Genomic DNA, 15,329 nt, shown 5'->3' on the forward strand with positions numbered 1-15,329 from the left:
CACTTCCGCTGGAAACATTTATAATCAATCAACACAGTTCGTCATCTAAAGGATGACAACAAAATCCATTTCTCCCTAACTTCTTGGCTTGATATAATGCCTGATCGGCAGCATTAATTAGAGACTTGACAGACCAGTTATCGGATGGTATTACACTGCTAATTCCTAAACTCAACGTTACATACCGAGCGATTTCAGACTCCTCGTGTATAATCTGCAAATCAGCCATTTCTTTCTGTAAACTACGAGCTATATCGCATGCTCCATTCCGATTGGTACTGGGTAAAATTATAGCAAACTCTTCTCCACCATATCGAGCAACCAAATCCCCTGGCCTTCTCGCTGCTTTCGTCAATGCACCAGCAATTGCAATCAAACAATCATCCCCTGACAAATGCCCATAAAAATCATTATATTTCTTAAAATAATCTACATCACACAAAACCAAGGATAGGCATTTTTGTTCCCGTTTCATTCGCAACCATTCTTTTTCTAATACAGAATCAAAAACGCGTCTATTCGCTACCTGTGTCAATCCATCTCGATTAGCTAAACGTTCTAACTCTTGGTTCGCCATTTCTAGTTGTTGATACAATTTTGACTTTTCTAAAGGTGAAGCTAATTGATTAACAACTGCTTGAATTAAATCCACCAAATAATCTTGGCAGTCTTCAACGCTTAATTTATAAAAGACCAGAATCGCCAATACTGTTTGGCTGGCAACAATGGGAACACCAAAAACTGATTTGAATTCTGACTTTTCAGCCAATTCTTTACCCACACATAAATTATCTAAATCATTACAACAATCATGAATCCATTCTGGTTTTTGAGATGTCCAAATTCTACCAGGCAAACCTTGATTAGGAGCTAAGGTGATCTGGCCACTTTTTTCTTGAAACTCTTGAAATTTCTCTATTCCAGTTTCTAGACAAGGAATATAGGTTAACAAAGTTTCCTCATGATTAGGAATCCAGGCTTCTGCATAATCCCACAAGATATGACGGCAGACTCGATCTAAAACTTGAGAAATAGCTAACTTGATGTCAAAAACATCATTGATTATTTTGGTGACATCTAGCATTAAACTCATCTCTCCTTGAGTTTTCTGCAATTGTCTATTCTTGATCTCTAGAAAATTATTGTTGAGTTGTAATTCTCGTTGTAAATCTCTTAATTCCAGATGATGTTTAACCCGGGCTAAGAGTTCCTCCATTTGAAACGGTTTCGTCAAATAATCGGCTCCTCCCAGTTGAAAGGCTTTAGCCTTATCCATTCCTTCTTGAAGAGCGCTCAAAAAAATGACTGGGATATCAGAGGTTTTGGGATTTTGCTTCAATTCTTGACAAAAAAGATACCCATTCATTTCCGGCATCATGATATCTAGAAGAATTAAATCAGGCTGGAAATGGTCAAGACTGGTGAGTGCAAATTTACCATTAGCAGCTAAACGAACTTCATAACCTTGCTGTTGCAAAACGGTTTTCAGTAGTCGTAGATTTTCCGTAAAATCATCAACGACTAACAGTTGTGGAGACAGGTTAGAATTAAAAGACTGAATCATGTTTTTACATAAGAGTTGTATAAGCTACAAAGTCCAACGATAAAGATAATTCTAAATTATCAGGCTCAATCATCAAGATTAAAGACATGTAAAGGGATAGAATTTAGCAACTGAGATTCAGAGGACTAAGGATCTTAATTCTCATGATATGGCATGTTCAAATAATCAGCCATGCGATCGCGCAAGGGATGGGTCGCACGATCTCCTCCTACTTCACCTCTGACCCTAACCCCCAACTGTCAAAAGGGTTTAAAATCCAATCAGCACACCTGATATTCTCTCAAACCCTGTGACAACTCAACAGTTATCTCCAAAACTCTTAACCCCTCAAACCTGGCTCTGGCAAAACCATCGAATTATCTATACGGTTCAGGGTGAGGGTATTCCCCTTGTCCTACTCCATGGTTTTGGCGGGTGTGTGGGTCATTGGCGCAAAAATATTCCCACGTTAGCCCAAGCTGGATATCAAGTGTTTGCCCTCGATTTACTAGGGTTTGGAGCTTCAGATAAACCCCCCTTAGACTACTCCATGGATCTCTGGTATAGCCTGCTTCAGGACTTTTGGGCAACTCATATTCAACAGCCAGCCGTATGGATTGGTAATTCTATTGGCGGACTGTTGAGCTTAATGATTCTAGCCCAAACTCCAGAGCGGGGAAAGGCTGGCGTTTTGATTAACTGTGCTGGAGGATTGAACCATCGTCCTGAAGAACTGAATTTTCCCTTACGGATAGTCATGGGAGCGTTTACCCGTTTGGTCAGTTCTCCGGTTACTGGACCGTTTCTGTTTAATCAGGTGCGGCAAAAACACCGCATTCGCAGGACGCTCCATCAAGTTTATATGTCCTCTGAGGCAATTACGGATGAGTTAGTAGATTTACTCTATCAACCCTCCTGCGATCCAGGAGCACAAAAAGTCTTTGCTTCGGTATTAACTGCTTCTCCAGGGCCAAAACCAGAAGAGTTATTAACCCAGGTCAAACAGCCCTTGTTAGTCTTGTGGGGCGAAAATGACCCTTGGACTCCCATTAGTGCAGGTAAGCTGTATCGTCGTTTGGCTCAAACCCGCGCAGATGTCGAGTTTATCTCGATTCCGAATGCGGGCCATTGTCCCCATGATGAATATCCGGATTTAGTAAACCGGCTGATTTTAAGGGGTTTAACTCAATTTTGAAGTCAGAATTAGAGGGCAAAGTGGTGTATGCCTAAAAAAATAAGAGAACTCAAGCAGATACTACAAAAAGCAGGATTTACTCTCTTATCCAAGCGTGGAAAAGGCAGTCATTCCTATTGGGTTCATCCTCTTTTGCACAATGCCCTCATTCTTTCTGGTAAAGATAGCCAAGATGCCAAACCTTATCAAGAAAAAGATATTAGAGCAACGATCCAAGAAATAGAACAATTAGAACAAGAGGAAGACTTATGAAATATAGTATTATCATTCAATGGTCTGAAGAAGATAACGCTTATATTGCTAGCTTACCTGAATGGGGCAAATATGCTCGAACTCATGGCAATACTTATGAAGAAGCCTTACAAAAGGCGAAGGAAGTGTTAGAAGACTTAATTGATAGCTATCATCAGAATAATAGACCTTTACCCCCTCCACAAGTTCTCACACTCGCTATGTAGATCGTATGTTAGCCTCCCTAGAGATGATTTTTTCCCAATCCATACCTCTTTTTAATTGATATTACGTCATCTTTAACATTCTTTGAATGGGACGTAAAGCGGCTACCTGAATCGCTTCGGGTAGGGTAATTTCTGGAGTCCGGTATTTCATCGCCAAGTACAATTTTTCTAAGGTATTCAGGCGCATATGAGGACATTCATTACAAGCACAATTATTCATCGGTGGTGCAGGAATGAATTGTTTATGGGGTGCTTCTTTCTGCATTTGATGGATAATTCCCGGTTCAGTAGCCACAATAAAGGCTGGACTGTGACTGGTTTGGGCATATTGGAGTAAAGCAGTGGTGGAACCAATATGATCGGCATGGCGGAGTACGGGAGGTTCGCATTCTGGATGGGCGATGATTTCGGCTTCGGGATGCTGCACTTTCAGTTGCACGATTTTCTTTTCGGAAAAAGTTTCATGGACGATGCAACTACCATCCCAAAGGAGGAGATCCCGTCCGGTTTGCTCCATGACATAACGTCCTAAGTTGCGATCGGGTGCAAAGATGATGGGTTGATGGGTGGGAATTTGCTCAACTATCTGGACAGCGTTGGAACTGGTGCAGATAATATCGCTCATAGCCTTAATTTCGGCCGTACAGTTAATGTAGGAGATTACCAAATGATCTGGATTTTGGGCCTTAAATGCAGCAAAGGCATCAGGTGGACAACTATCGGCTAGGGAGCAACCCGCATCGAGATCTGGTAAAAGCACCAATTTATTGGGGTTAAGAATTTTGGCAGTTTCGGCCATAAAGTGAACCCCAGCAAAGACAATGACTTCTGCGTCAGTATTTGCCGCTTTGCGGGATAGGCCAAGGGAGTCACCGATATAGTCGGCAATGTCCTGAATATCGGGGTCTTGGTAGTAGTGGGCCAAGACAATAGCGTTGAGTTCTCGCTTGAGAGTGGCGATCGCCTCAAAGAGGTCGTCGGGAAGTTCAGAGACGTGAGTGGGGGAGGAAACAGCAGTAAACAAGGTGAATAATAACCTAAACTATTATTACTTTCAGTTCTAATTATAGTTTATTTCACTAAAAAGGGTAGGGTGGCCAACGCCCCTACCCAATTAGGGAATACTGATAACTCCCGAAACTCTTAAGCAAGAATGGTTTCTGGGATAGACCAGCGATCGACCGTTTTACCGATCGCCGCCAATTCTTTCATCAGTTCATCGAACTCATCCGGGGTGAGGGACTGAGGTCCATCCGAGAGTGCTTTCGAGGGGCTGGGATGAACTTCAATCATTAAGGCATCGGCTCCTACGGCGATCGCTCCTTTCGCCATCGCAGGTACATGCTGAGACCAGCCTGTACCATGGGACGGGTCAATCATCACAGGTAAATGGGTCAGCGTCCGCAAGACCGGAACTACAGACAGATCCAAGGTATTGCGGGTGTATTGACGGTCAAACGTGCGAATTCCCCGCTCACACAAGATCACTTGAGAATTTCCCCCAGCCAAAATATACTCAGCCGCCATTAGCCATTCCTGAATGGTTGCGGACATTCCTCGCTTGAGTAAAACCGGCTTATCCTGCGCTCCGACTTTCTTCAGCAAGGCAAAATTTTGCATATTTCTGGCACCAATCTGAATCACATCAGCCACTTCTGCCACTGCATCCAGATCGGCCGTATCCATAATTTCTGTAATAATACCTAAGCCGCTCTTGTCCCGTGCTGCGGCCAGTAGCCCTAGGGCACTTTCTCCATGGCCTTGGAACGAATAAGGTGAAGTTCTCGGTTTATAAGCGCCACCGCGCAGAAACTTAGCTCCTGCGGCCTTAACTCGCAAGGCCGTTTCAATGATCATCTCCTCCGTCTCCACTGAACAAGGGCCAGCAACTACAACGATAGGATGACTTTCGCCAAAGGGAACATCACCTTGAGGCGTAGAAACTACCACATCCGAGGCTTGACCATGACGATATTCACGACTGGCACGCTTAAAGGGTTGTTCGACACGCAATACTAATTCAATCCAAGGACTCAATTCTTGAATTCTCTCCCGGTCTAAATCTGCTGTATCCCCAACTAAACCAATGACCACCTTGTGCTGGCCCACTATTTTTTCTGGTGCTAGGCCCCAAGTTCCCAGTTCATCACTGACTCGGTCAATTTCTGCGGTTGGTGTACCGCTTTTCATTACTACAATCATGGTTGATATCCTGATTCGATAGGGTCATTCTGAATACTTATCTTGTTTGACCGATCGCCACGCGGCGATCGTTCTACCTAAATTTTGGGTAAAGTCCTGCCAACCGAGCAGAGTCCCTACTCGATTTTCATCCCAAGAGGCCGAGAGTACCCCATAACTTAAACCGAGGACACCCAGGCCAAAAAAACCCATACTCACCAACACCACGGCAATATGAGGTAAATCAAACTCTGTTTGGGTCAAAATCCAATAGCTAATCGCAAACGTTAACACACCTAGGGCAGTAGGTACACCAGACAACAAAGCCATGCGCTTAATCATCCGCTTACTTACAGCTTCGGGGATCACCCGGTCTTCTTGACGAATTGGGGTTCTTTTCTGCGATCCTTGAGAGGACTTTGATTCCCTGGAGGAGGATGAAGGGGTAGAACGATTTTTTTTACGGCTGGTTTTTGGCTCGAAAGGCAATCGTTCCTTAGCCACCGACTCACCCTTTTGATCGGGTTCAGGGGACATAGACAATTACTCTAGCCTCGGATACTCAAACGACTAATTAACGCTTTGTAACGGTCTTGGTCTTGTGTGTTAATGTAACCTAACAAACGCTTGCGCTGACCAATCATTTTCATCAGGCCTCGCTGAGAAGCGTAGTCTTTCTTATTCGATTTTAAGTGGGCACTTAAACGGTTAATCCGCTCAGTCAAAACAGCTACTTGCAGATCCGCTGAACCGGTATCGGTTTCGTGAACCTGGTACTCAGCCATTATTTGATGTTTTTTGGTTTGTGTGAGACTCATAAGGTGTTTTGTTGGTATAATCCATCAAAATTCAGCAATTTTATACTATAACACAAAATTTCAGTGTGATCCAAGCCTCCAGTCAAATCAACCCGTTACCCAAGCCAATGGGAAAGGTCACGGTTAATTAACTCTTGCAGCTTGAGGATATCTTCACGATAAAATTCAATGAGTTCTGGGCGTTTTTCCTCTGACAGAGGAGGAACCTTTTCCTGGGATTGATTTAAGTTCATTAGCCCTTGGCGAAAGCCTTGAACCACGCTTGTTGGCAATAGATTATTTAACACCTTGGCTGTTGTTTTTCGCAAAGGGTTAGGAGTATTGAGGATTTTGTTAAAGGTTTGATTTTTGGGCAATTTAGCTACCTGTGCTCGTTTAGAGGTATCGGGTTTATACGTTTCATCCACTCCAATGAATTGATAAATACTCCTCATGAATTCCTGGGAGTTTTTGCGTAAATCATCATACAATAAAACCCGAGTCTGATGTGCATCAAAATTATCAAAGAAATAGCTTAGATGTTCTCCATAAAAACCCTTTTTTAGAGTAGATGATTGCTTGCCTTTTTTGACAATCTGTTCAGATAATCCCCTCGGGTTACCAATCGCATCTCGAACATGCATCAAATAATCAGAATAGGCGCGATCGGCTGGATTTCTTAAAATAGCAATTAATTTAGCATCAGGTACATAACGCTTAATCTGTTGTGTTGTAATTTTATAGTTAACCATATAGTTAGGAGACGCTTCACCAATGGCGATTTCATCAGTTACTCCTTGGAATAACTCACAATATTTCTCAAACGTATCAATTCGTTGCTTCTGGTAAGGAAGAGGTGGTCTATCTTTAGGGTCTTTATTCGGATCTTTGGAAAGAAAGTTGGTTTCTTTCCGAGGACTCATGTAAACTTGAGGGTGTTCTTTCAGATAGTTATACACGGAAGTTGTTCCTGCTTTCTGAACACCAATAATTAAAAAGTTAGGCAACTTAACTGATGAGTTCATGGAATCACCTCTTGAAAAATAAGACTTAACTCAACCAACTAATGGCTTCCCTGATCCAATCTTCTGCCTCTTGAGTTTTCATCAGATGGGGTTTCTGACTCAATGCACCTAACGCTTGGGCGATTTCTTCTTGGTTATATCCTAAAGCGAGAAGAGTCATTTCCACATCTTCTTGCAAAGCTGAAGGAATGGTACTAGAGACCGGTAGAGCGACTCCAGATGTATCTCGCCATTGGGATAACTTGTTTCTTAACTCTAGCGCAATACGTTCGGCTGTTTTACTGCCCACCCCAGGAGTGCGTACCAGTTGTTTAATATTACCCGTAACGATCGCCTGCACCAAATCGGACAACCCCAGCGTATCCAAAAGAGCGATCGCCAATTGCGCCCCAATACCACTGACTCCCACCAACTGGCGAAATAGATCCCGCTCTGCTGAGGACGCAAAGCCATACAACAAGGGTTGCTCCTCGCGAATTATCAAATGGGTAAACACTTGAACTTCATTCTGATGCTCGGAGATCCCATCGCCTACTTGACGAGTCACTTGGATCTCATAACCCAAACCATTCACCTCCAACACCAGAGTCACACGATTTGGCGATCGTCGGTCAACTTGGGCAACGGTTCCCCTCAGATAACTGAGCATTTTGCTATCCCCTTGCGTGATTAAATCCCACAGATCAAGCCTATGGTGTTATCATGAAAACTTTGGGTCCTTTACCCCGTCCTTCTAGGACGGCTTTATAGTACCATAGAGATGGTCAATGACCCACCCGCGACGCAGACGTAACAGAAAGCCTTTACGTGACGAAATCGGGTTTCAACCCGTGGCGCAGAAAGCTCGGTAGACCGGGAAAAGAGGATAGGGCAATAAAAAGTCTAAACTGTAAAAGTTTTAACCCTAGAATCAAACTTAAAATTGGAATTTCCCATTTGAGATTTCAACACATAAGAACCGCAGGACTTGCGGGGATAGTCTGTGGAGCGAACGTAAGACCATAAACTCGCCAGTGGGTGGAGGCTGTTGCACTGAAGCAGAAACCTAAATCGTGAGGCTTAGGAATCACCGTGGCTTTAGCCTGGTGAGGATGTCAAACGGTGTTGTCTTACCAGCACACACAAAAAGTAACTGCAAAAGTCAACCTGACTGGAGAGCTAACCTTGGCTCCTCCTTGCATCCGTTCCTGTAAGAAACAATAAATCTATGAAAGAGCAATCCCCAACCCATAAAATTTATAACCCTTACAGAAAAACGATTTCAGATATCCAAGTGGAGTTGTTGTTGATGAGTCCGGAAAGAGAAAACGGGTGGACTTAACTAAGATTTTTCAAACCTCAAACCCCATTATTGGCGTGGTTCATCTTTTACCCCTACCAACATCATCGCGGTGGGGAGGGAACCTGCAAACCGTCATTGCTAGAGCCGAACGAGAAGCTACTGCCCTAGCATCAGGCGGAGTCCATGGCATCATGGTAGAAAACTTTTTTGATGCCCCCTTTACGAAAGATCGGGTCGATCCGTCTGTGGTGAGCGCCATGAGCCTAATTATCGATCGCCTAAAAAACCTCGTGACCTTGCCCATTGGAGTCAATGTCCTGCGCAATGATGCTCATAGTGCCTTGGCGATCGCCTCCTGCACCGAATCGGCATTTATTCGTGTTAACGTCCTCACCGGCGTAATGGCTACCGATCAAGGATTAATTGAAGGTAAAGCGCACGAACTCCTACGCTATCGGCGCGAACTCGGAGCAGACGTGAAAATCTTGGCAGATGTCTTGGTCAAACATGCCCACACCCTAGGAGCGCAAACCCTCGCGTCCACTCTTACAGACACGATTGAACGAGGACTGGCTGATGCCATTATTCTATCTGGGCCAGCAACCGGCAGTCCCCCTGATATTACAGACCTGAAATTGGCCAGCCAACTCGCCCAAGAAACCCCCGTATTTATCGGCAGTGGAGCAGATTGGCAGAATATTGGTCATCTATTCCCCCATGCTGATGGCGTGATTGTCTCCAGTTCCCTCAAACGCCATGGGCATATTGAACACCCCATTGATCCCAACCGAGTCAATCAATTTGTGGAAGTTGCCCAACAGAGTTTAACCCCAAACTAACCTAGATTAAGTGAATCGGTGGAAACTTCCAGCATTGAATCCTAGTCCACATCCACACTTCTCAAACCCCTATTTATGGAGGAACACCTGTGAACTCTTCCCGAAAATGGATTCCCAAAGGATTAACTCTTTCCCTTTTGTGGCTCGGCCTATGCATGGGTGGATTATTATTCCTAGGAGATTTTAACCCTTTCACCATCGGCAGATCTGCTCAAGCTCAATCCTCAAAAGCTGAAAACCAGCCAATAGAAACCGCTTCAACCCCAGCAAGTTTAGCTCTAGCCGAGCATCTCCAGCGCATTGGCGCTAAAATGTATGGCGCTTATTGGTGTCCCCATTGCCATAGGCAAAAAGAACGGTTTGGACAAGAAGCTGTCGATCGCATCCTGCTAGCTGAAAGTGAGCCGGTTTATATCGAATGTTCTCCAGAAGGGCGAACAGCTCCCCAAGCACAAATCTGTCAACAGGCAAACATTACCGCTTATCCAACTTGGATCGTTGACGGTCAAAAATATGAAGGCAATTTATCCTTAGAGGAGTTGGCCCAATTCTCTGGATATCAAGGTTCACAGGATTTTTAACTGTGGAAAATCGGCTGCATCTGAACTGAAGTCAGGTGGCAAGCCTAGGATTTTTATAAGGGATATACCGAAAACCCTGTGAATTCATCGACGGGATGAAGGGCCAATAGCAAGTTTTAACTTGCCTGTTAGCTTTTGTCATTCTAGGACGGGGGCTGTTAGAATGGCAGGGGTCAATGACCCACCCGCGACGCAGACGAAACAGAAAGCCTTAACGTGACGAAATCGAGTTCAACTCGTGGCGCAGAAAGCTCGGTAGACCGGGGAAAGAGGACAGGGCAATAAAAAGTATAAACTTTAAGAGTTTTAACCCTAGAATCAAACTTAAAATTGGAATTTCCCACTTGAGATTTCAACCCATAAGAACCGCGTGGCTCGCGGGGATAGTCTGTGGAGTGAACGTAAGACCGTAAAACTCACTAACGAGTGGAGGCAGTTGCTAAGAAGCAGAAAACTTAAATCGTGAGATTTAGGAATCCCCATGTATTCAGACCGGGGAAGATGTCAAGCTGCAATCGAAATATCTACATCGTTATTACTGAATTTAAGTTATGAGGCGTAGGCGTTCTAGTCCCTGGATTCATCGTTGGTCTCGACCCATTACCGCTGCGATAGCGACCGTTGGGGCGATTGAAACAGCGTTTTTAACCGTGGCTGAGTTCATGGGTAGCGCAGAAGTGGTTTGTCCGAACACAGGCTGTAAAGAAGTCTTGGGCAGTCCCTATGCAACGGTTTTTGGTTTGCCTCTCACCCTGTTCGGCTTTTTTGGCTATACAGCCATGCTGATGCTGGCGATCGCTCCCTTGTTGATCAATCCCGATCAAAATAAGGAACTACGAACCACCCTAGAGCAGTGGACTCGTTTCCTGATGTTCATCGCCAGTACGGTGATGGTCGTGGGGAGTGTCTATTTAATGTACATCATGGCCTTCACCATTGGAGCCTTTTGTCCTTATTGTGTGCTTTCGGCTCTCTTATCTCTCTCCCTGTTTGTGGTTACCCTCATGGGCCATGCTTGGGACGATATCGGACAATTAGCGTTTACTGGGTTAACCGTAGCCATGGTCACTCTGGTCGCTACCCTAGGAGTTTATGGGAGTGTCAATAATCCCCAAGCTGCCGCAGGAGCGCCACCCCCAATTACGACCACCTCTGGACCGGCTGAATTAGCCTTGATTGACCATCTCAATGAGATTGGAGCCAAAAAATATGGTGCGTATTGGTGTCCCCACTGCCATGACCAAAAACAAATGTTTGGCAAAGAAGCAGTGGATAAACTCAATTATGTTGAATGTGCTGCTGACGGCATAAATCCGCAAGTGGAACAATGTCAAGCTGCTGGCATTCAAGCTTTTCCCAGTTGGGAAATTAACGGTCAGATTTATGCTGGAGTGCTATCACTCAACGAATTAGCTGATTTATCTGATTATCAGGGCCCCCGTGATTTCCTACAACGGTGATTGGAATCACTCACCGAGTCTGGAAACTATCACACACTCCAAGAGCAAAAGCGCATATAAAGGATTTTGGTAGTCTTTAAAGGGTCGATAATCATGCGTTTACAGTTTAAGGGATGGGTTTTTTTTCATGCGATCGCCTTAACTCTCGGTCTAGGAGCGATCGCTCACCTTGAGCAACCCTGGCATTCAACCTCAGAGCGCAACTCATTGATTGAAAATGTAAATGCTAGTCCCTTAAAACAGACGATCCAAACCCCCTTCTCGGGAAAAGTTTGGAGTACAACTTTACCCCTCTAGTTCTGTGCATCTATATCTTTAATCAATAAATAACCGGATATGCCATCCTGCTTTTGTGGTCACTACCCTTCTCCTTAACCTAAAACCCGATCCGTGTCATATCCAATTTTCATACCCGCTTTTTGGAATCGGCTCATCCGGCGCTTTTTCAATCAACATCGAGTCATTTTTACCGCTTCTGGCATCACTCTCGTTCTCCTGACTCTACGCTTTTTCGGTCTATTCCAGATGATCGAATTACTGGCCTTTGATGCCTTCATTCGTCTGCGTCCTGCCTTACCAAAAGATGACCGAATCATTATTATTGGCATTGATGAACCAGACCTACAAAACCTAGGATGGCCAGTCCCCGATTCTACTTTGGCTACTCTCCTAGAAACGATTACTCAAAGCCAGCCTCAAGCCATTGGATTAGATTTATATCGGGATTTACCGGTCAATCCCGGCCATGAAGACCTTACACAGGTGATGCAACAGTTGCCTAACCTGGTTGGTATTGAACGGGTAGCTGATAAAAAAGCACCCAATATTCCTGCTCCTCCAGTGTTGAACCCCACAACCCAAGTGGGATTTAATAATGTTCTCTTAGATATTGATGGTAAGGTGCGTCGAGGATTACTCTATGTGCATACAGAAACGGTTCACAAAAGTTTTGCCCTTCAACTTGCCTTAAAATACTTAGATAAACTTGGTATAGAAGAAAAAGCTGCATCAGTCAACCCCAAATACTTACAATTAGGCGAAGCTGTCTTCTATCCTTTGAAGTCTTATGATGGAGCCTATGTCAATGCAGACGCGAGTGGATACCCTTTTTTAGCAGATTTTCGTGGTCCACGTGATACTTTTACAACTGTTTCTATTTCTGAGGTTTTAAATGGAGAAGTTGATCCACAGTTATTTCGCGATCGCCTGGTTTTAATTGGTTTAACTGCGATTAGCCTCAAAGATTTTGTTCCCATTCCCTACAGCAACCCCGATCCGGTTCCTGGTGTTGAAGCTCAAGCCAATTTAATTAGCTTTATTTTAGATTTGGCGACTGGAGAACAGACTACAATCCGAACCTTACCCGATCCTATTGAAGGCCTGTGGATTTTTGCTTGGTCAGGATTAGGCTCTATTCTCGCCTGGAAATTGAGAAGACCTTCACAATTAACATTCAGTTCAGGAGTCACCCTAGGAATCCTCTGTCTGATCAGCTATGTTCTGTTTCTGGCTCGCTGGTGGTTTCCCCTCATTCCGCCTCTGTTCGGCTTTGTTAGCTCATCCTTGATGATTTTGATTCATTTTGCCCATCAGGAAGGAGAACTTAAGCGCTCTACAGAATTTCTCCAGGGAATTATTAATACGATTCCCGATCCCATTTTTGTCAAAGATCAAAACCATCGTTGGATTGTCTTAAACCAAGCCTATGCACAATTAGTGGGCTATCCCTTGCAAGTGTTAATGGATAAATCGGATTATGATTTGTTTGCTCCTGAAGAAGCAGAACAATTCTGGAAACAAGATGAGAGCCTGTTTGTAACTCAGGAAAGCACCCAACAAGAAGAAGAATTTACCGATGCCGGGGGAATTCACCGAGTGATTGAAACCAAGCGATCGCTTCATCGGGATGCAGGGGGTAATTTATTCTTAGTGGGTGTGATCCGCGATATTACTCAACAAAAAGAACGGGAAGCGGAATTAGAGCGATTAGCCGAAGATCTCAAACGCCACAATGATGAATTGAAGCTCTCAGAAGACCAGATGCGCTATATTGCTAATCATGACGTACTGACCGGTTTAGCCAATCGTAAGTTGTTTGAAGAGAGACTGCAAGAAGCGCTCGTTTATGCTCAGGCCAATGAAAAAATGCTAGCGACCTTCTTCCTCGATTTAGATGGCTTTAAGAATATTAATGATACCTTTGGCCATGATATGGGGGATTTGGTGATTAAGGAAGTGGCTAAACGCCTGAAAAGTTGTTTGCGTGGAAGTGATACAGTCGCTCGACTCGGAGGAGATGAGTTTACAGTCTTACTACCCCAAATTCCCAGTCGATCTGTAGCTATTCGGGTTGCGGAAAAGATTATTTTGGCCGTGACTCAACCCCTAACTCTCAAAGGAGCGGATCTCAAAATCACTTTAAGTTTGGGTATTAGTGTATATCCTCAAGATGGCAAGAGTCTTGAGGTGTTGATCAAATCTGCCGATCAAGCGATGTACCAAGCCAAGATCCAGGGTAAAAATCAGTATTTTCTTGCGTCTTCCCATCAGAGCAATCCCTAAAGTTGTATCAAATCTTTACAATTAGAGCTTTAGGATTTCCGGGTTTGAGCGAACTGGTCAGAATAAAAGAATAAGGTTACGTAAATCCTCAGACTTGATTTTGAGGTGTGGCACTTAGAGCTATCGTAAGCCTTCTGAAGGTGAAACCGTATATCTACGGAATCTTCAGGATTGACCAATTGACAATATTTGTTAAATTCGGTAAAACTGCCAGTGAAATTGCCAGTATAATGGAAAGTAGGTCTCGCATTAACTAGGGTTATGGGTATGAGGACACCGTTAAGCCTTGACAAATACACAGCTCTCCTCCTAGCGGGAGCATTAGCGATCGCCAGTTGTTCACAACCAAGTTGGGCCAATTCCTCTGTTGATCGGGTTGATCCCCCCCATCAAGATGCGATTCAACTGCTCAAAGGGTACGAACCTCCTGACAATGGTTCTCCTGAAAGTACAGGAGACACTGGAGGGCGCTAACGCTTATACTCTACAAGGAGCAATTTTGGTGATTAATTGATAGATACCAGTAACCAGAACCTTCTAGCTAGGAAAGTAAGGATATTCCGACCCTAGTATTCTTGCTTGGCCAGGGAACTGAGGACACCTAACCGGGTTCGTCGCAACGGAATTTGACCGAGTAGGACTTAGAATCGGCAGCATCCTAGTATAGTTCAGGTAGTTTCCGGAATTCAGTAGCGTAGGTAACAGATATTTCACAATTGTACGCGTTTTTGATCTTTATTGAGTTCAATAACTTATCAATTGTTTTCAGTATAGCACGTTCTCAATTGTGTAACCAGGGCAAAAGAGAGAAAAATCCCAGCCTCTTGTGAATCTATGGAGAAAGAGACTGGGGGAGAAAAAACTTTAAAAATTGATCCTGACCCTGAATCAGAGGATAGGATAGGTTGAGGAGTCATCTATACAATGATCCCAACCCCTTAGTTTCAGCAATTGTGCTTAGTCATAGTTACCGTTATTCACATTATTTTGTCCATAGACAAACGCTTCTGTGGGTTCAGTAACGGTGAACTTATCCAAATTGGCTTCAAGTCTAGCTTTTTGGCGATCGCTCAATCCAGGAATGTTCAGAATCTCTTCCACATTCCCATAAGGGCCATTGTTCACAATTTTGGTTGCTAAGACTGGATAAAATCCTTTGAGATCTAGAAAAGATCGGACACTAGAGTTATTCAAATCAATGAGATCGCCTATTTCCGCCAATTTATCATCGGCCTTATTGCGCACATTAGCCTCGGCCAAGATAGGCTGTACACTCGAAACTGTCCAAGCCCCAGCCGTAGCAGGTGCTGTATTAACGCTCATCAGAGTGGCAAGCAAAATCACGAAAGCAGAGAATAGGCACAGCAATCGTTTCATGGGCATCATTCCTCCTTTGTTAATCAGTT

The 15,329-nt window shown here is 44.1% G+C and carries 17 protein-coding genes; 9 read left to right on the plus strand and 8 right to left on the minus strand.

The features are described from left to right. Positions 1 to 28: 28 nt before the first annotated feature. Entirely contained in the window at positions 29 to 1,564 is a 1,536-nt protein-coding gene (locus PN466_RS25245) for a diguanylate cyclase domain-containing protein (protein ID WP_271945377.1), read from the minus strand. Between the two features lie 289 nt (positions 1,565 to 1,853). Between PN466_RS25245 and PN466_RS25250 the strand changes: the two genes are divergently transcribed. From PN466_RS25250 to PN466_RS25260, 3 genes are read left to right on the plus strand one after another with little or no spacing between them, the layout of a single operon-like run. Then, entirely contained in the window at positions 1,854 to 2,738 is an 885-nt protein-coding gene (locus PN466_RS25250; RefSeq protein ID WP_271945379.1) for an alpha/beta fold hydrolase, read from the plus strand. Between the two features lie 27 nt (positions 2,739 to 2,765). Further along, a complete protein-coding gene (locus tag PN466_RS25255) occupies positions 2,766 to 2,990 on the plus strand; it encodes a type II toxin-antitoxin system HicA family toxin (protein WP_271945380.1) in 225 nt (74 codons plus the stop codon). Beyond that, positions 2,987 to 3,196, plus strand: coding sequence for a type II toxin-antitoxin system HicB family antitoxin (locus PN466_RS25260; RefSeq protein WP_271945382.1), 210 nt, complete (start codon positions 2,987 to 2,989; stop codon positions 3,194 to 3,196). Before PN466_RS25255 ends, PN466_RS25260 begins: the two co-directional genes overlap by 4 nt. Positions 3,197 to 3,257: 61 nt before the next feature. Here PN466_RS25260 and nadA read toward each other — a convergent pair whose 3' ends face one another. The 6 genes from nadA to ruvA form a co-directional block, all read right to left on the minus strand. Continuing rightward, positions 3,258 to 4,220 (minus strand): quinolinate synthase NadA, encoded by a 963-nt coding sequence (gene nadA, locus PN466_RS25265; protein WP_271945384.1) that lies wholly within the window; start codon positions 4,218 to 4,220, stop codon positions 3,258 to 3,260. Between the two features lie 119 nt (positions 4,221 to 4,339). Beyond that, positions 4,340 to 5,398, minus strand: a complete 1,059-nt coding sequence (gene aroF, locus PN466_RS25270) for a 3-deoxy-7-phosphoheptulonate synthase (protein ID WP_271945386.1) — start codon at positions 5,396 to 5,398, stop codon at positions 4,340 to 4,342. Positions 5,399 to 5,422: 24 nt separating this feature from the next. Beyond that, a complete protein-coding gene (locus PN466_RS25275) occupies positions 5,423 to 5,914 on the minus strand; it encodes a PAM68 family protein (protein WP_271945388.1) in 492 nt (163 codons plus the stop codon). Positions 5,915 to 5,925: 11 nt separating this feature from the next. Then, complete coding sequence (gene rpsO / locus PN466_RS25280) at positions 5,926 to 6,195, minus strand: 30S ribosomal protein S15 (RefSeq protein ID WP_271945390.1); 270 nt, start codon at positions 6,193 to 6,195, stop codon at positions 5,926 to 5,928. 95 nt (positions 6,196 to 6,290) lie between these two features. Then, on the minus strand, positions 6,291 to 7,199 hold the full coding sequence (locus PN466_RS25285; protein WP_271945391.1) for a sulfotransferase family protein: 909 nt from the start codon (positions 7,197 to 7,199) through the stop codon (positions 6,291 to 6,293). Between the two features lie 25 nt (positions 7,200 to 7,224). Beyond that, on the minus strand, positions 7,225 to 7,848 hold the full coding sequence (gene ruvA / locus PN466_RS25290) for a Holliday junction branch migration protein RuvA (protein ID WP_271945393.1): 624 nt from the start codon (positions 7,846 to 7,848) through the stop codon (positions 7,225 to 7,227). A gap of 662 nt (positions 7,849 to 8,510) precedes the next feature. Here ruvA and btpA point away from each other — a divergent pair. The 6 genes from btpA to PN466_RS25320 all read left to right on the plus strand — a co-directional run bounded on the left by btpA (position 8,511) and on the right by PN466_RS25320 (position 14,397). Then, complete coding sequence (btpA, locus tag PN466_RS25295) at positions 8,511 to 9,320, plus strand: photosystem I biogenesis protein BtpA (RefSeq protein ID WP_271945395.1); 810 nt, start codon at positions 8,511 to 8,513, stop codon at positions 9,318 to 9,320. 89 nt (positions 9,321 to 9,409) lie between these two features. Next, the gene (locus PN466_RS25300) at positions 9,410 to 9,901 is read left to right on the plus strand and encodes a hypothetical protein (protein WP_271945397.1); all 492 of its coding nucleotides are present in this window, start codon (positions 9,410 to 9,412) and stop codon (positions 9,899 to 9,901) included. A gap of 551 nt (positions 9,902 to 10,452) precedes the next feature. Further along, complete coding sequence (locus tag PN466_RS25305) at positions 10,453 to 11,361, plus strand: vitamin K epoxide reductase family protein (protein WP_271945399.1); 909 nt, start codon at positions 10,453 to 10,455, stop codon at positions 11,359 to 11,361. A gap of 93 nt (positions 11,362 to 11,454) precedes the next feature. Further along, positions 11,455 to 11,658: a hypothetical protein gene (locus PN466_RS25310; protein WP_271945401.1), complete on the plus strand. Its 204-nt coding sequence runs from the start codon at positions 11,455 to 11,457 to the stop codon at positions 11,656 to 11,658. Positions 11,659 to 11,751: 93 nt separating this feature from the next. Then, positions 11,752 to 13,923, plus strand: a complete 2,172-nt coding sequence (locus PN466_RS25315) for a CHASE2 domain-containing protein (RefSeq protein WP_271945403.1) — start codon at positions 11,752 to 11,754, stop codon at positions 13,921 to 13,923. A gap of 267 nt (positions 13,924 to 14,190) precedes the next feature. Beyond that, on the plus strand, positions 14,191 to 14,397 hold the full coding sequence (locus tag PN466_RS25320; RefSeq protein WP_271945405.1) for a hypothetical protein: 207 nt from the start codon (positions 14,191 to 14,193) through the stop codon (positions 14,395 to 14,397). Positions 14,398 to 14,880: 483 nt separating this feature from the next. Here the strand turns inward: PN466_RS25320 and psbU are convergent, their stop codons facing one another. Next, positions 14,881 to 15,300: a photosystem II complex extrinsic protein PsbU gene (gene psbU / locus PN466_RS25325; protein WP_271945407.1), complete on the minus strand. Its 420-nt coding sequence runs from the start codon at positions 15,298 to 15,300 to the stop codon at positions 14,881 to 14,883. Between the last annotated feature and the right edge of the window lie 29 nt (positions 15,301 to 15,329).

The sequence above is a fragment of the Roseofilum reptotaenium CS-1145 genome (assembly GCF_028330985.1).
In the GTDB taxonomy this organism is placed as follows: domain Bacteria; phylum Cyanobacteriota; class Cyanobacteriia; order Cyanobacteriales; family Desertifilaceae; genus Roseofilum; species Roseofilum reptotaenium.

Coding starts and splice junctions, on each gene's coding strand:
- PN466_RS25245 (WP_271945377.1), bottom strand. CDS start 1,564: ATGATTCAGTCTTTTAATTCTAACCTGTCTCCACAACTGTTAGTCGTT.
- PN466_RS25255 (WP_271945380.1), top strand. CDS start 2,766: ATGCCTAAAAAAATAAGAGAACTCAAGCAGATACTACAAAAAGCAGGA.
- PN466_RS25260 (WP_271945382.1), top strand. CDS start 2,987: ATGAAATATAGTATTATCATTCAATGGTCTGAAGAAGATAACGCTTAT.
- aroF (WP_271945386.1), bottom strand. CDS start 5,398: ATGATTGTAGTAATGAAAAGCGGTACACCAACCGCAGAAATTGACCGA.
- PN466_RS25275 (WP_271945388.1), bottom strand. CDS start 5,914: ATGTCCCCTGAACCCGATCAAAAGGGTGAGTCGGTGGCTAAGGAACGA.
- rpsO (WP_271945390.1), bottom strand. CDS start 6,195: ATGAGTCTCACACAAACCAAAAAACATCAAATAATGGCTGAGTACCAG.
- PN466_RS25285 (WP_271945391.1), bottom strand. CDS start 7,199: ATGAACTCATCAGTTAAGTTGCCTAACTTTTTAATTATTGGTGTTCAG.
- ruvA (WP_271945393.1), bottom strand. CDS start 7,848: ATGCTCAGTTATCTGAGGGGAACCGTTGCCCAAGTTGACCGACGATCG.
- PN466_RS25305 (WP_271945399.1), top strand. CDS start 10,453: ATGAGGCGTAGGCGTTCTAGTCCCTGGATTCATCGTTGGTCTCGACCC.
- PN466_RS25310 (WP_271945401.1), top strand. CDS start 11,455: ATGCGTTTACAGTTTAAGGGATGGGTTTTTTTTCATGCGATCGCCTTA.
- PN466_RS25320 (WP_271945405.1), top strand. CDS start 14,191: ATGAGGACACCGTTAAGCCTTGACAAATACACAGCTCTCCTCCTAGCG.
- psbU (WP_271945407.1), bottom strand. CDS start 15,300: ATGAAACGATTGCTGTGCCTATTCTCTGCTTTCGTGATTTTGCTTGCC.